Origin of the sequence: Rhodopseudomonas sp. BR0M22, from assembly GCF_010907035.1 — a bacterium.
GTDB lineage: Bacteria > Pseudomonadota > Alphaproteobacteria > Rhizobiales > Xanthobacteraceae > Rhodopseudomonas.
The window spans coordinates 41157-63369 of record NZ_QUMK01000003.1; the positions used below are offsets into that span (position 1 = coordinate 41157).

20 protein-coding genes are annotated in these 22213 nt (G+C 64.0%); 9 read left to right on the plus strand and 11 right to left on the minus strand.

Features of this window, described 5'->3' with window-relative positions; translation table 11 throughout:
* The first annotated feature begins 46 nt into the window (after window positions 1-46).
* The 4 genes from DY468_RS01530 to dusA all read left to right on the plus strand — a co-directional run bounded on the left by DY468_RS01530 (window position 47) and on the right by dusA (window position 6971).
* The gene (locus DY468_RS01530) at window positions 47-1585 is read left to right on the plus strand and encodes an efflux transporter outer membrane subunit (RefSeq protein WP_164601730.1); all 1539 of its coding nucleotides are present in this window, start codon (window positions 47-49) and stop codon (window positions 1583-1585) included.
* Between the two features lie 70 nt (window positions 1586-1655).
* Complete coding sequence (locus tag DY468_RS01535; RefSeq protein ID WP_164601732.1) at window positions 1656-2777, plus strand: efflux RND transporter periplasmic adaptor subunit; 1122 nt, start codon at window positions 1656-1658, stop codon at window positions 2775-2777.
* A gap of 11 nt (window positions 2778-2788) precedes the next feature.
* Window positions 2789-5872, plus strand: a complete 3084-nt coding sequence (locus tag DY468_RS01540; RefSeq protein WP_164601734.1) for an efflux RND transporter permease subunit — start codon at window positions 2789-2791, stop codon at window positions 5870-5872.
* A gap of 109 nt (window positions 5873-5981) precedes the next feature.
* Window positions 5982-6971 (plus strand): tRNA dihydrouridine(20/20a) synthase DusA, encoded by a 990-nt coding sequence (dusA, locus tag DY468_RS01545; RefSeq protein ID WP_164601736.1) that lies wholly within the window; start codon window positions 5982-5984, stop codon window positions 6969-6971.
* A 22-nt stretch (window positions 6972-6993) separates the two neighbouring features.
* On the opposite strand, the gene DY468_RS01550 is transcribed toward dusA, so the two are convergent.
* The 6 genes from DY468_RS01550 to DY468_RS01575 form a co-directional block, all read right to left on the minus strand.
* On the minus strand, window positions 6994-7320 hold the full coding sequence (locus tag DY468_RS01550) for a helix-turn-helix domain-containing protein (protein WP_164601737.1): 327 nt from the start codon (window positions 7318-7320) through the stop codon (window positions 6994-6996).
* The gene (locus tag DY468_RS01555) at window positions 7317-7691 is read right to left on the minus strand and encodes a type II toxin-antitoxin system RelE/ParE family toxin (protein WP_164601739.1); all 375 of its coding nucleotides are present in this window, start codon (window positions 7689-7691) and stop codon (window positions 7317-7319) included. The genes DY468_RS01550 and DY468_RS01555 overlap by 4 nt, the downstream gene beginning before the upstream one ends.
* A 189-nt stretch (window positions 7692-7880) precedes the next feature.
* The gene (locus tag DY468_RS01560; protein WP_164601741.1) at window positions 7881-8417 is read right to left on the minus strand and encodes a TIGR02281 family clan AA aspartic protease; all 537 of its coding nucleotides are present in this window, start codon (window positions 8415-8417) and stop codon (window positions 7881-7883) included.
* A gap of 22 nt (window positions 8418-8439) precedes the next feature.
* The gene (locus DY468_RS01565; RefSeq protein WP_164601743.1) at window positions 8440-8664 is read right to left on the minus strand and encodes a DUF1289 domain-containing protein; all 225 of its coding nucleotides are present in this window, start codon (window positions 8662-8664) and stop codon (window positions 8440-8442) included.
* A 44-nt stretch (window positions 8665-8708) separates the two neighbouring features.
* Entirely contained in the window at window positions 8709-10304 is a 1596-nt protein-coding gene (locus DY468_RS01570) for a sensor histidine kinase (protein WP_164601745.1), read from the minus strand.
* A gap of 163 nt (window positions 10305-10467) precedes the next feature.
* On the minus strand, window positions 10468-11337 hold the full coding sequence (locus DY468_RS01575) for an NAD(P)-dependent oxidoreductase (RefSeq protein ID WP_164601747.1): 870 nt from the start codon (window positions 11335-11337) through the stop codon (window positions 10468-10470).
* A 297-nt stretch (window positions 11338-11634) separates the two neighbouring features.
* On the opposite strand from DY468_RS01575, the gene DY468_RS01580 reads away from it, so the two are divergent.
* A complete protein-coding gene (locus tag DY468_RS01580) occupies window positions 11635-12750 on the plus strand; it encodes an Mrp/NBP35 family ATP-binding protein (protein WP_164601749.1) in 1116 nt (371 codons plus the stop codon).
* Between the two features lie 247 nt (window positions 12751-12997).
* Complete coding sequence (locus tag DY468_RS01585) at window positions 12998-14089, plus strand: TRAP transporter substrate-binding protein (RefSeq protein ID WP_164601751.1); 1092 nt, start codon at window positions 12998-13000, stop codon at window positions 14087-14089.
* Window positions 14090-14289: 200 nt separating this feature from the next.
* Here the strand turns inward: DY468_RS01585 and DY468_RS01590 are convergent, their stop codons facing one another.
* The 5 genes from DY468_RS01590 to DY468_RS01610 form a co-directional block, all read right to left on the minus strand.
* A complete protein-coding gene (locus DY468_RS01590) occupies window positions 14290-16131 on the minus strand; it encodes a TRAP transporter large permease (protein WP_164601753.1) in 1842 nt (613 codons plus the stop codon).
* Between the two features lie 37 nt (window positions 16132-16168).
* Entirely contained in the window at window positions 16169-16765 is a 597-nt protein-coding gene (locus tag DY468_RS01595; protein WP_164601755.1) for a TRAP transporter small permease subunit, read from the minus strand.
* Between the two features lie 173 nt (window positions 16766-16938).
* Entirely contained in the window at window positions 16939-17973 is a 1035-nt protein-coding gene (gene moaA / locus DY468_RS01600) for a GTP 3',8-cyclase MoaA (protein WP_164601757.1), read from the minus strand.
* A 106-nt stretch (window positions 17974-18079) separates the two neighbouring features.
* Window positions 18080-18529, minus strand: coding sequence for a hypothetical protein (locus DY468_RS01605; RefSeq protein WP_164601759.1), 450 nt, complete (start codon window positions 18527-18529; stop codon window positions 18080-18082).
* A gap of 161 nt (window positions 18530-18690) precedes the next feature.
* On the minus strand, window positions 18691-19368 hold the full coding sequence (locus DY468_RS01610) for an HAD-IA family hydrolase (protein ID WP_164601761.1): 678 nt from the start codon (window positions 19366-19368) through the stop codon (window positions 18691-18693).
* A 150-nt stretch (window positions 19369-19518) separates the two neighbouring features.
* On the opposite strand from DY468_RS01610, the gene rpiA reads away from it, so the two are divergent.
* The 3 genes from rpiA to gor are packed head-to-tail and all read left to right on the plus strand — an operon-like array spanning window position 19519 to window position 22162.
* On the plus strand, window positions 19519-20217 hold the full coding sequence (gene rpiA / locus DY468_RS01615) for a ribose-5-phosphate isomerase RpiA (RefSeq protein ID WP_164601763.1): 699 nt from the start codon (window positions 19519-19521) through the stop codon (window positions 20215-20217).
* A 32-nt stretch (window positions 20218-20249) separates the two neighbouring features.
* Window positions 20250-20759 (plus strand): DUF2059 domain-containing protein, encoded by a 510-nt coding sequence (locus DY468_RS01620; protein ID WP_164601765.1) that lies wholly within the window; start codon window positions 20250-20252, stop codon window positions 20757-20759.
* Between the two features lie 17 nt (window positions 20760-20776).
* The gene (gor, locus tag DY468_RS01625; protein ID WP_164601767.1) at window positions 20777-22162 is read left to right on the plus strand and encodes a glutathione-disulfide reductase; all 1386 of its coding nucleotides are present in this window, start codon (window positions 20777-20779) and stop codon (window positions 22160-22162) included.
* Window positions 22163-22213 lie beyond the last annotated feature (51 nt).

Here is a 22213-nt window from a genome sequence, read left to right on the forward strand (position 1 = left end):
CGGTATATTGAACTGTACGGTTTAGTTTGAAAAAGCCACACCCGCCATGATTCTAAAGAAGCAATACGCTACAGCGTTATGGGGGTGGGTGCTCAGGGTAACCGGTACGGCCTCGCTGTTTGCGCTGGCCGGATGCATGGTCGGGCCTGACTTCGTTCCGCTGGAGCCGCCCGCCGTCGGCGGCTACGTGCGCGAAGGCAAGCTGCCGCCGACCGCGATGGCGGACACGCATGCCGGAGAAGCGCAAATCTTCCGCCCTGGACGGGACCTTCCCGGCGATTGGTGGTCGGTGTTTCACAATCGGCAGATCAACGAGTTCGTCGCCGAAGCGATCCAGAACCATCCGGATATTGCTGCCGCCCAGGCCGCCCTGCGGGCGGCACGCGAGAACGTGTTGGCGGAGCAGGGGGCGTTGTTGCCGAAAGTCTCAGCCGGCAGCAGCGTCACCCGCGAACGGGTGTCTTCCGCCACAACCGGTCAGAATGGCCCCGGCAGCCTGTTCAACCTGTACAACGCCAATGTCAGCGTGAGTTACGCGCTGGATATCTGGGGCGGCACGCGCCGCCAGATCGAGTCGTTGCAGGCGCAGGCCGACTATCAGCGGTTCCAGCTCGAAGCGAGCTATCTCAGCCTCACTGCGAATGTCGTCACCGCGGCGATCAACGACGCGTCGCTTCGCGCGCAGATCGAAGCAACCAACGACATCATCAAGTCCGAGAACGAGCAGCTCGTCCTGATCCAGCGACAATTCGATCTCGGCGCCGTGGCTCGTTCCGACGTGTTGTCGCAACAATCGACGCTGGCACAGACACAGGCCACTTTGCCGCCGCTGGAGAAGCAGCTCGCGCAGCAACGCAGCCAGCTGATGGCCTATCTCGGGCGTCTGCCCAGCCAGGATCGCGGCGAACACGTCAGCCTTGCGAGCCTCACGCTGCCGCGCAACCTTCCGGTCAGTGTGCCGTCGTCGCTGGTCCGCCAGCGTCCCGACATTGCCGCGGCGGAGGCTAGTCTGCACAAGGCCACCGCCACCGTCGGCGTCAATATCGCCAACATGCTGCCCCAAGTGAATCTCAGCGGCAGCTACGGTGGCTCCAGTCTGACGCCGGACAAGCTGTTCTCGCCGAGTTCGATAGCCTGGAGTGCTGCGGCCAGCGCCGCCCAGACCGTGTTCGATGGTGGCACCTTGTTTCACGACAAGGAGGCGGCGATCGCGCTGCGCGAGCAGGCTTATGCGAATTACAAGAGCACGGTGATCACCGCATTCCAGAACGTGGCGGACTCGCTGCGTGCGATCCAGGCGGACGCCAAGACCCTGAAGGCGCAGCTCGCCTACGAGCGCGCCGCACAGGACAATCTGAAGATCTCCCGTTCGCAGTATCTTTCCGGCGCTGTGACGTATCCCTCCGTGCTGACGGCGCAGCAGAACTATCAGCAAGCGGTCATCGCCCGCGTGAAAGCTCAGGCGGCGCGCTACAGCGACACGGCGGCCTTGTATCAGGCACTCGGCGGCGGCTGGTGGAACCGTATGGACCAGACCGCGCAGGCATTCCCCCGCACTGAAGCCGGCTTGCTACAGGGCAACTGATCGGAACGACCGTGAGCTCGGGCATCGCGCTCGGCGGCTCGCCGTTCGCCCGCGGACAGGAGATACATCGATGAAGAAACGCATGATCATCATGCTGGCAGCCGTCGGCCTGATCTTCGGCGCTCTGTACGGCTTCCAGACCTTCAAGGCGAGCATGATCAAACAGGCGCTCGCTTCGCTGCGCGATCCGCCGCAAACGGTCGCCACGGCGCAGGCCACGGTCATGCCTTGGCAGACCACCATCAAGGCGGTGGGCAGCGTGCGCGCGGAAAAAGGAGCGGATCTGGCGCTGGAGAGCGCCGGCACCGTGACGGAGTTGAACTTCAAGTCCGGCGACGACGTTCGGGCAGGCCAGGTATTGCTGCGGCTGCGCGCCGATGAGGACATCTCCAACCTCGAGGCGCTGAAGGCGACTGCGGATCTCAATGGCATCGTCCTCAAGCGCGACCAGGAGCAGATCAAGATCCACGCCGTCAGTCAGGCGACTCTGGACAGCGACGTCGCCAACCTGAAGAAGGCCATCGCGCAAGTCGAGCAGCAGCAGGCGGTGGTCAACAAGAAGATCCTGACCGCCCCCTTCTCAGGGCGGCTCGGAATTCGCTCGGTCGATCTCGGACAGTACCTCGGCGCCGGGACCACGGTCGTCACGCTGCAGTCGCTCGATCCGGTGTTCATCGACTTCTATCTGCCGCAGCAGGCGATCGCCAACATCAAGTCCGGGCAGGGCGTCAAGGCGCGGGTGGATACTTACCCAAAAGATGCTTTCGACGGGAAGATCACGGCCATCAATCCGAAGGTCGACAGCACCTCACGTAACGTGCAGGTCCGTGCCGAATTCGCCAATGCCGACCACCGGCTGGTGCCCGGCATGTTTGCGACGGTCGAGATCCTGATCGGCGATCCAGCCGAACTGGTGACGCTGCCGCAGACCGCGATCACCGAAAATCCGTATGGCGACATCGTCTTTCTGGTCGAGAAGAAGGATGGCTCGAGCACCGGGCTGGCCGTCAAGCAGGTGTTCGTCAAGACCGGGGAGACGCGCGGCGACCAGATCGCCGTGACCTCCGGCGTGCAGCCCGGCGATCAGGTCGTGATTGCCGGACAGATGAAACTGCACAACGGCTCTCAGGTGAAAGTGAACAACGCCGTCGTTCCGACCGACGACGCCAATCCCACGATCGTCGATCGCTGAGCGGGGCTCCCATGTCGTCCTTCACCGACATCTTCATCCGCCGGCCGGTTCTATCGATCGTCGTCAGCCTGTTGATTCTCGTGCTCGGGCTGCGCGCGATGAGTGGGATGCCGATCCTGCAATATCCGCGGACGCAGAATGCGATCGTCACGGTGACGACGAGTTACCCGGGAGCCGATCCGGACGTCGTCGCCGGTTTCATCACGCAGCCTCTGGAGAACGCGGTCGCGCAGGCGAACGGCATCGACTACATGACGTCGACCAGCACGACCGGGACCAGCACGATCACCGTCAATCTGCGGCTCAACTACGACACCGGCAAGGCTCTGACCGAGATCAATACCAAGGTCAACTCGGTGCTCAATCAGCTGCCGTCGGGAACGCAGCAGCCGGTGCTGAGCGTCAAGGTCGGGCAGACCATCGATTCGATGTACATCGGATTCCGCAGCGACGTGATCGCCAGCAATCAGATCACGGATTATCTGCTGCGCGTGGTGCAGCCGAAACTGCAGGCGGTGGAGGGCGTGCAAACGGCCGAACTGCTCGGCGCCAAGACCTTCGCGATGCGCGCCTGGCTCGATCCGGTCCGGCTCGCTGCCTATGGCGTCACGGCGAGCGAAGTCGCCACCGCGCTGACCAACAACGACTACATCGCAAGCCTCGGCAACACCAAGGGCCAGATGGTGCAGGTCAATCTGACGGCCTCGACCAGCCTGCACAGCGTCGACGAGTTCAAGAAGCTGATCGTCAAGCAAGTCAATGGCGCGATCGTTCGTCTGCAGGACGTCGCCAACGTCACGCTCGGCGCGGACGATTACGAATCCGCGACGATGTTCAACGGACGCCAGTCCGTCTATATCGGAATTCAGATCGCGCCGACCGCCAATCTGCTCGACGTCATCAAGGGCGTGCGCGCCGCGCTGCCTGGGATCGAGCAGCAATTGCCCAATGGGCTGACGATGGGAGTGATCTACGACAGCTCCGAATTCGTCAACAGCTCGATCGATGAGGTGATCCACACGCTGGTGGAGGCGTTGGCGATCGTCACGCTGGTGGTGTTCGCGTTCCTCGGCTCGTGGCGCTCGGTGCTGATTCCGGTGATCGCGATTCCGCTGTCGCTGATCGGCACCTTCCTGATGATGCTGGTGTTCGGGTTCAGCATCAACCTGTTGACGCTGCTGGCGCTGGTGCTCGCCATCGGCCTCGTGGTCGACGACGCCATCATCGTTGTCGAGAGCGTCAATCACCATATGGAAGAGGGAATGACGGCGCGTCAGGCGGCGTTCGCTGCGGCCCGCCAACTCGCCAACCCGATCATCGCGATGACGGTCGTGCTGATCGCCGTCTATGTTCCGATCGGATTCCAGGGAGGCCTCACCGGGGCGCTGTTCACCGAATTCGCCTTCACGCTGGTGGGTGCGGTGACGATCTCGGCGATTGTCGCGCTGACGCTGACGCCGATGATGTCGGCGCACATGCTCAGGCCGGTGGACCATGCCGGCGGAGACCTCGAGTCGCGGATGGTGCTCGCGGTTGACAAGGTGATGGGGCGAGTGACCGCCGCGTATTCCAGATCCCTCGCCGGCGCGTTGAACTATCTGCCGGTCGTTGCGGTGTTTGCCGGTCTGGTGCTGTGTAGCGTGTATTGGCTTTACACCTCGTCGCAGAGCGAGCTGGCGCCCGAAGAAGATCAAGGCATCATCCTGGCGCAGAGCGTATCCGCGCCGGATGCGACGCTGCAGCAGAAGCTGCTGTACACCAAACAGGCTTACGAGACGTTCAAGAAGCATCCGGAAACGGAAGCTGTGTTCCAGGTCGAGGCGCAGAGCACCAGCATCGCCGGATGGGTGCTGAAGCCCTGGGATCAGCGCAAGGCGACCACGAAAACGCTGCAGCCTATGATCCAGCAGGAGCTGAACGAGGTCGCCGGTCAGAAGATCGTCGCTTTCCAACAATCGCCGCTGCCGGGGTCGAACGGTCTGCCGATGCAGGTGGTGATCGGCACATCCGAAGGGTTCGACAAGCTCAACGGCGTCGCCGACAAATTCATGCAGGACGCGTTGAACACGGGCCTGTTCATCTTTCTCAACAACGACCTGAAAATCGATCAGCCGCGGGCGTCGGTCGTCATCGATCGCGAGAAGACGTCGCTGCTCGGGCTCAAGATGAGCGACGTCGGTGCGGCGTTGTCGAGCCTCCTCGGAGGCGGCTATGTGAACTATTTCAGCCTCGACGGACGGTCCTACAAGGTGATTCCGCAGGTCAAGCAGGAGGCGAGGCTGAACACCGATCAGGTGCTCGACTATTATATCCGCGCCTCCGACAACACGATGGTGCCGCTGTCGACCGTTGCGAGCATCCAGAAGAAGACCGTTCCGGAATCGCTCAACCACTTCCAGCAGGTCAATGCTGCCACGATCTCCGGCGTCGTCGCACCGGGAGTGACGACCGGCGATGCGATCACGGCCCTCAAGGATCTCGCCAAGCAGACCTTGCCCGCGGGCTATACGATCGACTTCGGCGGCGCGTCGCGGCAATACGTTCAGGAAAGCGGCGGCTTCGTCACGACCTTCGCGTTTGCGCTGATCGTCATTTTTCTGTCTCTGGCGGCGCTGTTCAACAGCTTCCGCGATCCGGTCGTGATCCTGCTGTCGGTTCCGATGTCGCTCGCTGGCGCGCTGATCTTCATCAGCCTTGGGCTCGGCGGAGCCAGTATCAACATCTATACCCAGGTCGGCCTGACCACGCTGATGGGCCTGATCAGTAAGCACGGCATCCTGATGTTGGAAGTGGCGAACGAGGAGCAGGTTGCCGGCAAATCCAAGCGCGATGCCATCATCGCAGCGGCGACGCTGCGTCTTCGGCCGATCCTGATGACGACGGCTGCGAGGGTGCTCGGTGTTGTCCCGCTGATCATCGCCTCCGGGGCGGGGGCGGCTGCCCGCTACAATCTGGGTCTGGTGATTGGCACCGGGCTCGCGATCGGAACCTTGTTCACGCTCTACGTGGTGCCGGCCGCTTATGTGCTGATGGCCAAAACTCATGCGGCCGAGGCGGATCAGGGCGCTGCCGAACCTGCGCCGCATCAGGCGTGAACGAAAGGCGGGCGCTGCCCCAGGACGGTCCCAAGGATACAAAAATCAGCCGAGATCGCGTAAGACGACGGAGGACGATGTATCGAAACCCGAGCTGCGCTGAAAATCCGTGAACGATCAGGCATTTAGATTCTCCGTCGCGCCGATGATGGAATGGACCGACAGTCATTGTCGCGTGTTCCATCGGCTGCTGACCAAGCGTGCGTTGCTCTACACCGAGATGGTCACCACCGGAGCGGTGATCCACGGCGACCGGCAGCGGCTGCTCGGTTTCGATGCGAGCGAACATCCGGTGGCGCTGCAGCTCGGCGGCTCCAATCCGGCCGATCTCGCCACCGCGGCGAAGATCGGCGAGGATTTCGGCTACGACGAGATCAACATCAATGTTGGCTGCCCGTCCGATCGGGTGAAGGAGGGCCGGTTCGGCGCCTGCCTGATGGCTGAGCCTGATCTGGTCGCCGAAGGCGTCGCCGCGATGAAGCGCGCGGTCGCCGTGCCGGTGACGGTGAAGTGCCGGATCGGCATCGACGATCAGGACCCGGAAGTCGCGCTCGATGCGCTGGCGCGGGCGGTGGTCGCCGCCGGTGCCGATGCGCTGATCGTGCACGCCCGCAAGGCCTGGCTGAACGGGCTGTCGCCGAAGGAGAACCGCGATATCCCGCCGCTCGATTACGATCGGGTGTATCGGCTGAAGCAGGCGATGCCGCGGGTGCCGATCATCATCAACGGCGGCATCGGCAGCATCGCAGAAGCCAAACGGCATCTCGATCACGTCGACGGCGTGATGCTCGGCCGCGCCGCCTATCAGGAGCCGTGGCGGCTGCTGGACGTCGATCCCGAATTGTTCGGCGAGCCTGCGCAATATCCCTCGATGAAGGAGGCGCTCGAAGCGCTGATCCCTTATATCGAGCGGCATCTCGCGCAGGGCCTGCGTCTGCACGCCATCACTCGCCACGTCATCGGCGCGTATCAGGGCGTGCCCGGCGCGCGCGCGTTCCGGCGCTATTTGTCCGAATTCGGTGTCAAGCCGGATGCCGACGCGAGCGTGTTGCTGAAGGCAATGGTGGCGGTGACGGAGCGGGCGACCGAAGCGGCTTGAGCCGCGGCCCGCGAGGTGCGCACTACGCGATAGCGCTCAGACCTTTGGCTTTGACGAGGTTGAGCAGTTTCAGCGATGGGCCGTCGGGCCGCTTCTCGCCGCGTTCCCACTTGCTCACCGCGTCTTTGCGGACATTGAGATAGCGCGCGAACACCGGCTGCGAGACCTGCTCGCGTTCCCGCAACGCCTTGATCTCGTCGGGCGCCATCGGATCGACCCGCGTCAGGCACAGTTCGTCGAACTCACGCATCGTCGCTTTGTCGATGATTTTCGCGCGGGCGAGGCCAGCGGCGGTCTTGTGGACCGTTGCGAGGATGGCGCTCTCACGTTTGCTGGTCGGCTTCGTCATGGTCGTCCCGTTACTTCTGATATCTCACCCGCCGCAATCGCGGTCTCGAGGGCTTCGACATCGAGTGCGAGCAAGACGGTGGCCAGCTTCTTCAGTGCGTCCAGTTCTTTGGCCGAGATGTTGGCCTTCTGGTTCTTGGCGAAGCCATGAACGAAGAAACTGTGCGCTCCCATCCTGCAAACAATGATGGTGCGGAAGCCGCCGGACTTGCCGCCACCCTTGCGGCCGATCCGCTGTTTGAACACACCGCCGCCGAGGCTCGCATCCCATCGCCCTTCGGCGACGTCCGCAGCTGCGACGAGCAAGTCGGCACTGTCCAACTTCGCCTTCCGTGCGAACTTGGCGAACTCCTTGGTTTGGTAGACGCCCATGCTGCCACGCGGCTGAATGAATGTAGTCCTCAGAGCTATATTTCTCAAGGCGTTTGTCGTGCCGGCAAACCCTCGCTGCATCTTCGCGGGCACTGGCATTCCGCGCATTGATGCTGGCCGTGCCCGAGCGTTGCCGTGGTTCAAACCATGGCTGCGCCCAAGATTTCGACAGTTTTGGAACGATGATGGCTACGGATACCCGCGCAGGCGGAGCTGATCGGCGCGGACTTCCCAGCTTTCGAGGCGATCGAGGAAGCTCATCCCGAGCAGGTTGGTCTTCATCTGGCCGCGCGGCACCACCAGGGCCGGGACCGAGCGCTCGACCAGTTTGCCGATCGCCAGGCTGTCGAGCGACAGCCGCGCGGCGCGGGTGTGGCCGCCGGCGGTCTCCAGCTCGACGTTGAAGGTCAGCAGCTCCAGCGGCAGGCCGGCGGCTTTGGCGGTCTCATAGGTCAGCACCACCGATGTGGCGCCGGTGTCGATCACCATCGGGGCGTTGATGCCGTTGACCTTCGCGACCACGGTGAACTCGCCGCCGGTTCCCCGAGGAATGTCGACCATTCGGGCCTGGGCCGCGTCGGCCGCCGCGGTGGCGGCTGCAATACGCTTTTTCAGCATCGTCGACATGACGTCGCCTGCCGCCGAGATCCGCTTCGGATCCCCATAGGCCACCACGGCGCCGGCAGTGCCGAGCAACACCAGAAGCACCAGCAGCATGCGGGTCATGGCGCACCTGAAGCCGGCGCGGCTACGACGTCGCGTCGGTCCTGGATGGACGCTTTTGCCGGGGCTTCGGCACGTCCATGCCGGCGTCGGCCATGCGCTGGGGCAGGCCGGCCATGATGGCGAGCCGTTCGGAGCTGGCCATTCGCGGCCAGCGCGCGATCTCCGGCATGGTGCGGCCGCAGCCGTAACAGAGGTCGGTCTGCGGATTGATCATGCAGACCGCGATGCAGGGCGTTTCGATGCTCATGTCGGATGGTGGCTGACATTGGTCGCCTCCCGCAAGTCCCGATCTCACAAACCGGTGCCGGCGTTCATGATCGGCTGCCGGCGCAACCGTGCCGTGGGGGTGGTCTCGATGGCGTCGGGCTGCAGCGGCGGCGCCTCGTCGGCCACCGGGGCGAGGGCCGACATCACCCGTTCGGGCGGGAAGGTGACGATCACTTCGGTGCCGATCCGCAGTTTCGACTTCAGCGTGAAGGTGCCGCCGTGCATGTCGATCAGGCTCTTGGCGATCGGCAGCCCGAGGCCGGCGCCTTGCTCGGCGGACTTGATCGAATTCGAGCCCTGGCCGAACGAGGCGAGCACGATCGGAATTTCCTCCTCCGGAATCCCCGAGCCGGTGTCCTTGACGCTGAGATACTGACCGCCCGATGCGGTCCAGCCGGCCTTGAGCCAGATCTCGCCGCCCTGCGGGGTGAACTTGATCGCGTTCGACAAGAGATTGAGCACCACCTGGCGCACGGCGCGTTCGTCGCCCCAGATCCGCGGCATGCCCTGTTCGAACACTTCGTGGATGGTGATGCCGCGGCTGGTGGCCCGCAGCTTCAATAGGTGATGGCAATCGCTGACCACATGGACCAGCGAGATCGCCTCTTCGTTCAGCTCGTAGCGGCCGGCTTCGATCCGCGACAGATCGAGGATCTCGTTGATCAGGTTGAGCAGGTGGACGCCGGAATTGTGGATGTCGGCGGAATAGTCCTTGTAGGCCGGCACCGCATGCGCGCCGAAAATCTCGCTCTTCATCACTTCCGAGAAGCCCAGAATGGCGTTGAGCGGCGTGCGCAGCTCGTGGCTCATCTGCGCCAGAAAGCGCGACTTGGCGACGTTGGCGGCCTCGGCGCGATGCCGTGCCTCGTCGGAGATCGCCTTCGACTGCTCGAGTTCGGCGATCAGCACGTCCTTTTCGGCGCGGGCCTGCAGCGTCGCCAGCGTGGTCGAATGCAGACGGTGCGCAAGCAGCGCGAAGTAGATCTCGGAGGCGACCGTCAGCGCGGCGAGCACATATTTTTCGAACGAGCCGCTGAGCGCGAAGTTCACCGCGATCGTTGCGGTCACCGGCAGGGTGGCGGCCAGGGCCGCGACCGGAAGGCTCGCCGCCAGCATCGACGACACCGCCACCACCAGCAGCATCAGGAACATCAACAGCGTGCTCGACACCACGCTGAGTCCGGTCGGGTGAACCAGGATCGAGGTCCAGGCCAGGCCGTAGAGCAGATCGAGCAACACGAACCGTCGCCGCCAAATGCGCGTACGCGGCACCGAGGCGGCTTCCTTGAGGAAGTGGTTGCAGTTGCGGATCACGACGGCGTGGATGCTGAGCATCCCCACGGTCCAGGCGCCGGCCGCCAGCGGATCCATCCACACGCCGAACAGAATGCCGGTGACCACCACCAGCAGCATCACCACGTAGGAGGCGGACAGGCGGGTCTCGGCGTATTGGCGGACGAGTTCGTGGTCGAAGGCGGGGCGGGTGCCGCTGGTCGAGGTCAGACGATCGCGCGCCTCGCGGACCCGCTGAGCCGCCGCCCGCCGGTTGCGCGCCGGCGCGGCCACCGGTGGTTCAGCCGGAAGCTGGAAAACTTCAGGCTTTTCGGCGGACTCACTCATCAACCAACACAATCGCTGCGCGCGAACGCGCGCGGTTTCCCCAGACTATATCTGGCCACAAATCCTTAAGAGCAGCCTTAAAGGGAAGATTATTCCGGTTAACAGGTGGCTAACAATCGCGGTGAACGGCCCGTGAAAACCGCGATTGCGCCGCTCCCTGCGATCAGCGTTGCAGCCGCGCCAGCAGGCTGGAGGTGTCCCAGCGCTTGCCGCCCATCTTCTCGACCTCGGCGTAGAAATTGTCGACCAGCGCGGTCACCGGCAGGCTGGCGCCATTGCGGCGCGCTTCGGCGAGGCAGATCGACAGATCCTTGCGCATCCATTCGACCGCGAAGCCGAAATCGTATTTGCCGTCGTTCATGGTCTTGTGGCGGTTCTCCATCTGCCACGACTGCGCCGCGCCCTTGGAGATGGTGTCGATCACCGCGTTGACATCGAGCCCGGCTTTCTTGGCGAAGTGGATGCCCTCCGACAGTCCTTCGACCAGGCCTGCGATGCAGATCTGGTTGACCATCTTGGTGAGCTGGCCGCTGCCGGTGGGGCCCAGCAGCTTGCACATCCGCGCATAGGCGGCGATCACCGGCTCGGCCTTGGCGAAGTCTTCCGGACGGCCGCCGCACATCACCGTCAGCACGCCGTTCTCGGCGCCGGCCTGGCCGCCCGACACCGGTGCGTCGATGAAGTGGAAGCCGGCCTTGTGCGCAGCCGCGTCGAGCTCGCGCGCGACCTCGGCCGATGCGGTGGTGTGGTCGACAAAGATCGCGCCCTTGCTCATCGCACCGAACGCGCCGCCGGCACCGGTCGTCACCGCGCGCAGGTCGTCATCGTTGCCGACGCAGGCCATCACGAAATCCTGACCCGCAGCGGCCTCGGCCGGCGTCGGCGCGGTGCGGCCGCCGAACTTGTCGGCCCAGGCCTGCGCCTTGGCCGCCGTGCGATTGTACACCGTCACCTCATGGCCTCCTTTCGTCACGAGATGTCCAGCCATCGGAAACCCCATGACGCCGAGACCGAGGAAAGCGACTTTGGCCATGTCTGGACCCTTCAATTTGCGACGCGCACCGGGCGGCGCCTGATCGAGTTGAGGTGAGGGCGGCCCGATTGCAGGCGCGCGAGGAGGAGCCGCCAGCATAGGGCGCGAACCTTGCGGAGCAAGGCCTCGCGACCGTCGCGTCGCGAGGCGTGCCTTGCACTGCAGCATGGTTCGGACGATACATCTCACCAGCGCCGTTGGCGGTCGATCCGATCGCCTCGGACGACGAAGCATTTCCTGGCTTGAACCGATCGTTTGCATGTGGTCGGTGGACGCGACGCCGGCAGGAGACTCCCATTGAGCGTGACCCAGCAACAGATCCTCGACAGCTTGGCGAAAGTGATGTCACCGCGCGGCGTACCGCTGACAAAAGCCGGCGTGCTGTCGGAGATCGCCGTGACCGGCGGCAAGGTGTACTTCTCGATCAATGTCGATGCCGCTGAGGCTCGCGCCTGGGAGAGTGTTCGCAGCGAGGCCGAAGCCGCGGTGCGCGGCACGCCGGGCGTGGCGAGCGCGCTGGTCGCGCTCACTGCGGAGCGCAAGCCCGGCAGCGCGCCGGCAGCGCAGCGCCCCGGCGTGGCGCCGGTGTCGGCTCATCGACCCGCCGGCGCACCGGGAGCCGGCCTCCCGAAGCAGGCGGAGATTCCCGGTGTCGGCGCGATCATCGCGGTCGCTTCGGGCAAGGGCGGCGTCGGCAAGTCGACCACCGCGCTCAATCTCGCGCTCGGCCTGCGCGATCTCGGCCTCAAGGTCGGACTGCTCGATGCCGATATCTACGGCCCCTCGGTGCCGCGGCTGACCGGCATCAACGAGAAGCCGCAGCTCGACGACAGCCGCCGGATGATTCCGATTGCACGCTTCGGCCTGTCGATCATGTCGATCGGCTTTCTGGTCGACGAAGAAGCGCCGATGATCTGGCGTGGGCCGATGGTGATGTCGGCGATCACCCAGATGCTGCGCGACGTCGACTGGGGCAAGCTCGACGTGCTGGTGGTCGACATGCCGCCCGGCACCGGCGATGCGCAGTTGACGCTCGCTCAGACCGTGCCGCTGAAGGGGGCGGTCATCGTGTCGACGCCGCAGGATCTGGCGCTGATCGACGCCCGCCGTGGCCTCGCGATGTTCACCAAGGTCAACGTGCCGCTGCTCGGCATCATCGAGAACATGAGCTACTTCCTGTGTCCGGAATGCGGCACCCGGTCCGACGTGTTCGGCCACGGTGGAGCCCGCCACGAAGCCGAACGACTCGGTGTGCCGTTCCTCGGCGAGATTCCGTTGCACATGGAAATTCGCGCCACCTCGGACGCGGGCCGGCCGGTGGTCGAGAGCGAACCGAATGGTCCGCACGCGACGATCTACCGCGCGATTGCCGCCAAGGTACGCGATAGGCTGCAGTCGCTCGCGACCATTTGATGCACTGCGAAGCGACATGCTGACGCGGCCCTCGGCGCTGGCCGCAATCCTGCCCAGGCAGTGCGGCAGCGCAGAAATTTCGATCTTCGACTTTGGTTGAATCTCAGTTATCTGCTTGGTCGCGACGTTTTCCGCGGGTGACTATCCGTGTTAGAGACGCTTCGCCACCAACGGCTCCGCGGTTCGCCAATTTCGAGGCGGACGCGCATGGAATCCGGAAAAAACGCCGGCAACAAGGAGATGCCTTATGAAACGTCGTGACTTTCTGAAAGTGTCGGCTACCGGCGCTGCTGCAACCGCAGCGGTGGCTTCGCCGGCGATCGCGCAATCGTCGCCCGAGGTGAAGTGGCGGCTGACGTCGAGCTTCCCGAAGTCGCTCGATACGATCTACGGCGGTGCGGAATATCTCGCCAAGCAAGTCGCCGAGATGACCGACAACAAATTCCAGATTCAGGTGTTCGCGGCGGGCGAAGTCGTCCCCGGCCTGCAGGCGCTGGACGCCACCTCCAACGGCACCGTCGAAATGTGCCATACCGTGTCGTACTACTATGTCGGCAAGGATCCGACCTTCGCGGTGTTCGCCTCGGTGCCGTTCGGGCTCAACGCCCGTCAGCAGAATTCCTGGCTGTATCAGGGCGGCGGCAACGAACTCGCCAATGAATTCTACAAGAAGTACGGCCTGGTCGGCTTCCCCTGCGGCAACACCGGCACCCAGATGGGCGGCTGGTTCCGCAAGGAAATCAAGACTGTCGCGGATCTGAACGGCCTGAAGATGCGGATCGGCGGCATTGCCGGTCAGGTGCTGCAGAAGGTCGGCGTGGTTCCGCAGCAGATCGCCGGCGGTGACATCTATCCGGCGCTGGAGAAGGGCACCATCGACGCCGCCGAGTGGGTCGGCCCGTATGACGATGAGAAGCTCGGCTTCCAGAAGGTCGCGAAGTACTACTACTATCCGGGCTTCTGGGAAGGTGGCCCGACCGTCCACGCCTTCACCAATCTCGAGAAGTTCAACGCGCTGCCCAAGAGCTACCAGTCGATCCTCGCCAATGCGGCGGAAGCGACCAACACCTGGATGGCGGCGCGCTACGACATGCAGAACCCGACCGCGCTGAAGCGTCTGGTCGCCAGCGGCACGCAGCTTCGCCCGTTCTCGAACGAAATCCTCGACGCCTGCCTCAAGGCCACCAACGAGCTGTGGGGCGAGCTTTCCGCGAAGAACCCCGACTTCAAGAAGGCGATCGATGCGATGCAAGCCTATCGCTCGGATCAGTATCTGTGGTGGCAGGTCGCCGAATACACCTACGACAGCTTCATGATCCGCTCGCGCACCCGCGGCTGATCCAGCAAGCATCGCAGCAAACAATCAGCCCGGCCTCCGCGAGGAGGCCGGGCTTTTTGTTGTTACCAGTCTTCTTACGAACACGGGGGGCAGCTCCACCGTCATTGCGAGCGAAGCGAAGCAATCCAGCTCAGTGCACTGTACTGGATCGCTTCGTCGCTTCGCTTCTCGCAATGACGGGAAGGGGAAGCCGTCCTCGATCAGAATTTCGGCGGGCCGAAGTCGAGCTGCGGCATTTCGATCTGCGGAATCTCGATCTGGACCTTGGAGGGGTCGACGGTCGAGGCCGCGCCTTTGTAGTGCATCACCATTCCGGGGAAGGCGATCACCAGGGCAACCATGATGAGCTGGATGATCACGAACGGCACCGAGCCCCAGTAGATCTGCCCCGTCGTGACCGGTGCCATCTGCTTGCCGCTGATCCGGTCGATATAAGGCAGCTTCGGCGCCACCGAGCGCAGATAGAACAGCGCAAATCCGAACGGCGGATGCATGAACGAGGTCTGCATGTTGACGCCGAGGATGACGCCGAACCAGATCAGGTCGATGCCGAGCTTCTCCGCCGGCGGGCCGAGCAGCGGGATGACGATGAAGGCGAGCTCGAAGAAGTCGAGGAAGAACGCCAGCACGAACACAAAGGCGTTGACGAAGATCAGGAAGCCGAGCTGGCCGCCGGGCAGCGACACCAGCAGCTCTTCGACCCAGCGGTGGCCGTCGACGCCGTAGAAGGTGAGCGAGAACACGCGGGCGCCGACCAGGATCATCACCACGAAGGCGGTCAGCTTGGCGGTCGACTCGGTGGCTTGGCGGGTGAGGTCGAAGCTCAGCCGGCCCTTCATCAGTGCCAGCAGCATCGCGCCGGCTGCGCCCATCGCACCGCCTTCGGTCGGCGTCGCGACGCCGATGAAAATGGTGCCGAGCACCAGGAAGATCAGGCCGAGCGGCGGCACCATTACGAACACGACCTGCTCGGCGAGCTTGGACAGCAGCTTCAGCCGCAGCAGGCGGTTCAGCACCGCAATCACGAACGACAGCGCGACGGTGATCGACATCGTCAGCACGATGTAGTCGGCACCCGATTTGACCTCGGTAAAGCCCATCGCCACGATGCCGGCGGCGGTCGAGGCGGCGACCACCAGATACAGCGACATCGTCATGGTGCGGATGATGCCGATGAACGGGCGGAACAGCACGGCCGTGAGGATCACGAACCAGAAGCCCTGCATCACCAGCTGCGACAGGCCGACCTTGTCGAACGCGGGCTTGCTCCAGTCGAACGAGCCCCAATGCACCGCGAACAGATACGCCGCGCCGCCGGCCGACAGCGCCGCCAGCGGCATGATCAGCGGGTGCCGCGCAGTCTCCGGCTCACGCAGCGTCTGCGCTTCGAGCGGCAGACCGGGCGCCGCCTTCGGGGCGAAGATCGTCACCAGGAAGATGTACAGCGCATACAGCAGCGACAGCACGATGCCGGGAATGAACGCGCCTTCGTACATGTCGCCGACCGAACGGCCGAGCTGGTCGGCCATCACGATCAGCACCAGCGACGGCGGAATGATCTGGGCCAGCGTACCGGACGCGGCGATGATGCCCGTGGCGACGCGGCGGTCGTAGCCGTAGCGCAGCATGATCGGCAGCGAGATCAGACCCATCGAGATCACCGACGCGGCGACCACGCCGGTGGTGGCGGCGAGCAGGGCGCCGACGAACACCACCGCATAGGCGATGCCGCCGCGGATCGAGCCGAACAACTGGCCGATGGTCTCGAGCAGATCCTCGGCCATGCCGGATCTCTCCAGCACCAGTCCCATGAAGGTGAAGAACGGAATCGCCAGCAGCGTTTCGTTGTTCATCACCCCGTAGACGCGATCGGGCAGTGCCTGCAGGAAGTCGGGACGGAACAGCCCGAGCTCGATGCCTAGGAAGGCGAACAGAAGGCCGTTGGCGGCGAGCGAAAACGCCACCGGATAGCCCAGCAGCAGAAACACCACCAACGACGCGAACATGATCGGCGCCATGTAGTGGATCAATAGTGCGGTCATGCGGACCGGCCCCCCAATGCGATGACCACGAAGCGGCTTACTTTTGATCGCCGCCGATGTTGATGAGCAGTCGCTCGGCTTCCATCTCCGCCGAACTGTGCGCGCCTTGTGCGGATGCGTTGCTGTCTGGAATCGCGCCCACCATCATGGCGAAACGCTTGATGATCTCCGAGATGCCCTGAATGATCAGCAGCACGCACATGATCATGATCAGCGATTTGGCCGGCCACTGCGGCAGGCCGCCGGCACTGAACGATTGTTCGTTCTGGTGGTAGGACACCAGAAAGAACGGGACCGACCACCACAACAGAATGATCGCGAACGGCATCAGGAAGAATACGTGGCCGATCATGTCGATCCAGCCGCGCAGCTTCAGCGGCAGGTTGTGATTGATGATGTCGATGCGGATGTGTTCGTTGCTGAGCAGGGTCCAGGGCGAGCACAGCATGAACACCACGCTGAACAGCACCCACTGCAATTCCAGAAACGAGTTGGACGACATGTCGAACAGCTTGCGGACAACGGCGTTGGTCGCCGAAATCAGAACCGCCACCACGATCAGCCACGACAGCCAGCGGCCGATCACCGTATTGAAGGCGTCGATGGTCCTGCTCAGTCCAAGCAATGCTCGCAACGCTCGGTCTCCTCCCGTTTCGCCAGGCCTGCGCAACGAAGACGCGAAGCGGCTTTTGCAGCCGAGGGCCCGCGAAGCGAGGGCACCAAATCAGTGCATTATCGTTCCGTCAATTGGAAAATAGCAATCAGGAGCGGTCTTCAGCATAATGATTAGTCTGCGGGCGGAAGCTCTCAGCCGCCGGTGACGCTCATGTGCCGGCTGACCATTGGGCGATTGTGATTGCGGTCGATAATGAAGTCGTGCCCCTTCGGCTTGGTGCCGATGGCCCGATCGATTGCGGCGTTGAGCAGCGCGTCGTCGGCGGAGGCGCGTAGTGGCCGCCGCAGGTCGGAGGCGTCCTCTTGGCCGAGGCAGGTGTGGATGGTCCCGGTGCAGGTGATCCGCACCCGATTGCACGACTCGCAGAAATTGTGCGTCAGGGGAGTGATGAATCCGAGCTTGCCGCCGGTCTCTTCGACCCGGACGTAGCGCGCCGGTCCGCCGGTCCGATCGGGCAGATCGGTCAGCGTGTAGTTGGTGGCCAATTTGGCCCGGACCAGCGACAGCGGCACGTACTGATCGATTCGGCCTTCGCCAATTTCGCCGAGCGGCATAACTTCGATCAGCGTCAGCCCCATGCCGAGGCCGTGCGCCCATCGTATCAGCGACGGGATCTCGTCCTCGTTGGTTCCTTTCAACGCCACGGTATTGATCTTGACCGCCAGACCGGCGGCTCGGGCGGCATCGATCCCGGCCAGCACCCGGTCGAGGTCGCCCCAGCGGGTGATGCGGCGGAATTCGGCCGGATCGAGCGTGTCGAGCGAAACGTTGATGCGCCGGACGCCGCAATCGGCGAGCTCGGCCGCGAAGCGGGTGAGCTGAGAGCCGTTGGTGGTGAGGGTGAGTTCGTCGAGCGCGCCGCTGTTCAGGTGTCGCGACAGCGACCGCACCAGCGACATCATGTTGCGGCGGACCAGCGGCTCGCCGCCGGTGAGCCGCAGCTTGCGCACGCCCTTGGCGATGAAAGCCGAGCACAAGCGGTCGAGCTCTTCGAGCGACAGCAGGTCGGCGCGTGGCAGGAAGGTCATGTCTTCCGCCATGCAATAGACACAGCGGAGGTCGCAGCGGTCGGTGATCGAGACGCGCAGATAGTCGATCGTCCGCCCGAACGGATCGGTCATCGGCCGATTCAGTTCGGTCGGCGCAGTGATCGCGGCGCTGGTCATGTGGCGTGCCCTGTCGCGGTCGCCGCCCGTTGTTGCGGGCGGCCAGCCACTATCTAGGCACGATCGACGCCGCGCACAATCGCGCAGCGTGGTGCAATGCAATATCTCAGCGCGTGCCCGAAGGCGCGGGGAACGGCGAAGCCGCCTCCGGCGCTTCGCTCGCAGGCGCTGCGGCCGCCGGCTTTGGCTTGCGCTTGCTTGCATGGCGCGCCTTGCGGGCCGGCTTCGCCGGTTGCAGCTCAGCGGTGACCGGGTTCGGTGTCACCGTCGTCGTGCCTTCGGACATGAAGCTGCCCGGCGCGACCACGACCTGAACCGGCACCGTCGCCGTCTGGAACTTGTCCATCGTGAAGGTCACGTTGAAGTCGGCCGGCGGCACTTTGACCGAGCAGGGGGTCTTACAGCTCTGGCCGGTCGAGGCCATGGCATCGGCACCCGGCGGAACCGAGTCGAGCTGTACCGTAACGTCCGGCGGCGTTGACTTGAAGGCGTCGGACATCGACGCGCAACCGCCCAGCGAGAGCCCTGCCAGGGCGATGACAACCAGGTGACGCATGTTATCCCATCCGTTATTGCGGCGATCAGCCACAGTCCCGGGCGGACCATAGGAGCCTGCCGCAACGCTGGCAACCGCGCCCCAGACAAACTTAAGAGTTAGTTAACGCGATCCAATAACGAACCGAATTTCGCCACAATTTCAACGGTATCGGCGTCGGATCAGGAGCGCGGCAGCAGCCGTCCGACCGCTTGCGGAAGGTCGCGCATATGGCCGACCAGGAGGTCCGGTTTCAGCTCCGCGATCGGGACCTCGGTGTAGCCGAATTCCACCCCGATCACCGGCACGCCGGCGCGGCGCGCCACCCCGACATCCGGCCCGGCATCCCCGACCATCACCGTCTTGGACAGGTCGCCGCCCGCCTTGGCGACGGTTTCGCGCAGGATCGCGGGGTCGGGCTTGGCCACGCCGAAGGTGTCGGCTCCGCAGATCGCCGCAAAGCGCGGGCTGAGGCCGAGCCGGTCGAGCAGCAGCTTCGACAGCCATTCGAGCTTGTTGGTGCAGACTGCGAACCGGTAGCCGCTCTCCGACAGCTCGTCGAGGGTCGCTTCCAGCCCTTCGAACGGGCGCGACTCGTCGGCGATGTGGGCGGCGTAATAGTCGATGAAATCGACCGTCAGCCGGTTGACGTCGTCCTGCGCGATGATCCGGCCGTCGAGTTCGAGGCCACGCTCGAGGAGGCGTCGTGCGCCTTGCCCGATCATGTTGCGCGCGACGGCCATCGGCACGGCCGGCATGCCTTCGCGGACCAGGATGAAATTCAGGGCGTTGATCAGGTCGGGCGCGGTATCGATCAGCGTGCCGTCCAGATCGAAGACAACAATGGGAGATGCGGTCATGGTTGATCGCTAGCGTTCTCTGCGCGTTTCTGCAACCGCTCACAACGTCCTGGTCACCGGAATCCGTGCTGTTCGCAGCGCGCAAACGCCGCTAGATATGCCTGCGCCGCGCCGGGGACGATTTGCGGGCGGGAAACGGGTGGCCAGATGATGGACAAGGACGAGTTGAAGCGCCGCGCCGCGGCTCAGGCCCTGGAGCATGTGCGCGACGGCATGCAGCTCGGGCTCGGGACCGGGTCGACCGCCAAGCATTTCGTCGAGCTGCTGGGCGAGCGGGTTCGCGCCGGCCTCAATGTGGTGGGCGTGCCGACGTCCGAAGCGACGCGGGCCGACGCCGAGCGCTGCGGTATCAAGCTGACGACGCTCGATGAAATCGACCACCTCGACCTGACCGTGGACGGCGCCGACGAGGTCGATGCGAATCTCGATCTGATCAAGGGCGGGGGAGGGGCGCTGCTGCGGGAGAAGATCGTCGCGGCCGCCTCGGATCGCATGATCGTGATCGCGGACGAATCCAAGCTGGTCGACAGCCTCGGCCGGTTTCCGCTGCCGATCGAAGTGATTCCGTTCGGTCTGGCGGCAACCCGCCGGGCGGTGCTGCAGGTTCTCGCCACGGCCGGTTGTACCGGCGAATTAAAGCTCCGGCCCGGCAAGGACGGCCATGCTTTTGTCACCGATGGTGGCCACTGGATCCTCGATGCCCATCTCGGGCGGATACCCGACGCTCCTCGCCTGGCCCAATCGTTGTGTGCCGTCCCGGGCGTAGTCGAGCACGGGCTGTTCGTCGGAATGGCGCGGACCGTCGTGCTGGCGGGGGCTGCCGGAATTCGAACCATCGAACGCGCATGAGCGCCGATAAGCTGCATCTCAGGAGAATTGGAATGAAATATCTGTCGAAGGCATTGCTGGCCGCCGCTCTGGTGTTCGGCTTGGCGATGGTCGGGCATCAGGCCCAGGCGCAGGGTAAGCAGCCGTCGCCGGCCTCGCTCGCCTACGCCAAGGAGATCCTGCAACTGAAGCGCGCCGGCGCGATCTATGCCCAGGCGGTGCCCAACATCATTCAGCGCACCATGGACACGCTGATGCAGAGCAACCTGAACTATCAGCAGGATCTCAAGCAGGTCGCGGAGGTGATCGCCAAGAAGATGGCGGGCCGCGAGAAGGAAATCGGCGACGGCATGGCGAAGATCTACGCCACCGACTTCACCGAGCAGGAGCTCAAGGATCTCGTCACCTTCTACAAGTCGCCGCTCGGCCAGAAACTGCTGAATCAGGAGCCGAAGTCGATTGCCGAAAGCATGCAGTTCATGAATCAGTGGGCGCAGAAGTTCGCCGAGGAAGTGAACGGCGAATTCCGCGGCGAGATGCGCAAGCGCGGCAAGAACATCTGATCGATCAGAGAGGCGACATGAGCGACTTCGACGCGGACCTGTTTGTTATCGGCGGCGGCTCGGGCGGCGTAAGGGCCGCGCGGATCGCAGCCGGCTATGGCGCCCGCGTCGTCGTCGCCGAGGAGTATCGGTTCGGCGGCACCTGCGTGATCCGCGGCTGCGTGCCGAAGAAGCTGATGGTCTACGCCTCTCAGGTCCACGAGGAGATCCGCGACGCGGCCGGCTTCGGCTGGACGATTCCGACCGCCGAGTTCGACTGGTCGACGCTGATCGCCAACAAGGACAAGGAAATCGCGCGGCTCGAGCAGATCTACGCGACCAACGTCGAGAAGGCGGGCGCCCGCACCATCAAGGCGCGCGCGGTGTTCGAGGACCCGCACACGCTGCTGCTGTCGACCGGCGAGAAAGTGCGCGCCAAGACCATCCTGATCGCGACCGGCGGCGCGCCCAATCACGGCAAGGCGATTCCCGGCATCGAGCATGTGATCTCGTCCAACGAGGTGTTTCACCTCGAAAAGCAGCCGAAGCGCATCCTGATCCAGGGCGGCGGCTACATCGCGCTCGAATTCGCCTGCATCTTCGCCGGCCTCGGCTCGGACGTCACGGTGGTCTACCGCGGCGACAATATTCTGCGCGGCTTCGACGAGGACGTGCGCGCCCATGTCCGCACCGAGATGGAACGGGCAGGGATCACCATCATCACCGGCTGCACCGTGACGGCTGTCGAGAAGCTCGGCGAGGAATACACCTCGCATCTGTCGAGCGGCTCCAGCATCGCGTCGGATCAGGTGATGTTCGCGATCGGCCGGCATCCGGCGGTCGCCAATCTCGGCCTCGAAAAGGCCGGCGTCGCGATCAATCCGGACAATGGCGGCATCGCCGTCGACGACCACTGCCGCACCTCGGTGCCGCACATCTATGCGGTCGGCGACGTGACCCATCGCACCAATCTGACCCCGGTGGCGATCCGCGAGGGCCATGCCTTCGCCGACAATGTGTTCGGCGGCAAACAGATCCTGGTCGACTATGCCTGCGTTCCGACTGCGGTGTTCTCGCAGCCGCAGGTCGGCACCGTCGGGCTCACCGAAGATCAGGCACGGGCGCTGTACAACGTCGTCGACATCTACAAGACCGATTTCCGCCCGATGAAGGGGACGATCTCGGGCAGCCAGTCGCGCGTGCTGATGAAGCTGATCGTCGACGGCACCACCGACCGCTTGCTCGGCTGCCATATCGTCGGCCCTGACGCCGCCGAGATGGTTCAGGTGGTGGCGGTAGCGATGAAGCTGAAGGCCACCAAGGCCGACTTCGACGGCACCATGGCGCTGCACCCCACCGCCGCCGAAGAGCTGGTGACGATGCGCACCCGCAGCGCGCGCTACCTCCGCGAAGCCGCGGAATAGCTGCTGCCGGGGCCGGGCGGTCTGCCGACATTTCAGGCGAGCCGCCCCCGA

Excerpts from the sequence above, each read along its gene's own strand:
- DY468_RS01590 (WP_164601753.1), bottom strand. The coding sequence starts at position 16,131 with ATGACCGCACTATTGATCCACTACATGGCGCCGATCATGTTCGCGTCG.
- DY468_RS01535 (WP_164601732.1), top strand. The coding sequence starts at position 1,656 with ATGAAGAAACGCATGATCATCATGCTGGCAGCCGTCGGCCTGATCTTC.
- DY468_RS01610 (WP_164601761.1), bottom strand. The coding sequence starts at position 19,368 with ATGACCGCATCTCCCATTGTTGTCTTCGATCTGGACGGCACGCTGATC.
- rpiA (WP_164601763.1), top strand. The coding sequence starts at position 19,519 with ATGGACAAGGACGAGTTGAAGCGCCGCGCCGCGGCTCAGGCCCTGGAG.
- DY468_RS01565 (WP_164601743.1), bottom strand. The coding sequence starts at position 8,664 with ATGAGCATCGAAACGCCCTGCATCGCGGTCTGCATGATCAATCCGCAG.
- DY468_RS01530 (WP_164601730.1), top strand. The coding sequence starts at position 47 with ATGATTCTAAAGAAGCAATACGCTACAGCGTTATGGGGGTGGGTGCTC.
- DY468_RS01555 (WP_164601739.1), bottom strand. The coding sequence starts at position 7,691 with ATGGGCGTCTACCAAACCAAGGAGTTCGCCAAGTTCGCACGGAAGGCG.
- moaA (WP_164601757.1), bottom strand. The coding sequence starts at position 17,973 with ATGACCAGCGCCGCGATCACTGCGCCGACCGAACTGAATCGGCCGATG.
- DY468_RS01550 (WP_164601737.1), bottom strand. The coding sequence starts at position 7,320 with ATGACGAAGCCGACCAGCAAACGTGAGAGCGCCATCCTCGCAACGGTC.
- DY468_RS01570 (WP_164601745.1), bottom strand. The coding sequence starts at position 10,304 with ATGAGTGAGTCCGCCGAAAAGCCTGAAGTTTTCCAGCTTCCGGCTGAA.
- DY468_RS01560 (WP_164601741.1), bottom strand. The coding sequence starts at position 8,417 with ATGACCCGCATGCTGCTGGTGCTTCTGGTGTTGCTCGGCACTGCCGGC.
- DY468_RS01620 (WP_164601765.1), top strand. The coding sequence starts at position 20,250 with ATGAAATATCTGTCGAAGGCATTGCTGGCCGCCGCTCTGGTGTTCGGC.
- DY468_RS01575 (WP_164601747.1), bottom strand. The coding sequence starts at position 11,337 with ATGGCCAAAGTCGCTTTCCTCGGTCTCGGCGTCATGGGGTTTCCGATG.
- DY468_RS01605 (WP_164601759.1), bottom strand. The coding sequence starts at position 18,529 with ATGCGTCACCTGGTTGTCATCGCCCTGGCAGGGCTCTCGCTGGGCGGT.
- DY468_RS01585 (WP_164601751.1), top strand. The coding sequence starts at position 12,998 with ATGAAACGTCGTGACTTTCTGAAAGTGTCGGCTACCGGCGCTGCTGCA.
- gor (WP_164601767.1), top strand. The coding sequence starts at position 20,777 with ATGAGCGACTTCGACGCGGACCTGTTTGTTATCGGCGGCGGCTCGGGC.
- DY468_RS01540 (WP_164601734.1), top strand. The coding sequence starts at position 2,789 with ATGTCGTCCTTCACCGACATCTTCATCCGCCGGCCGGTTCTATCGATC.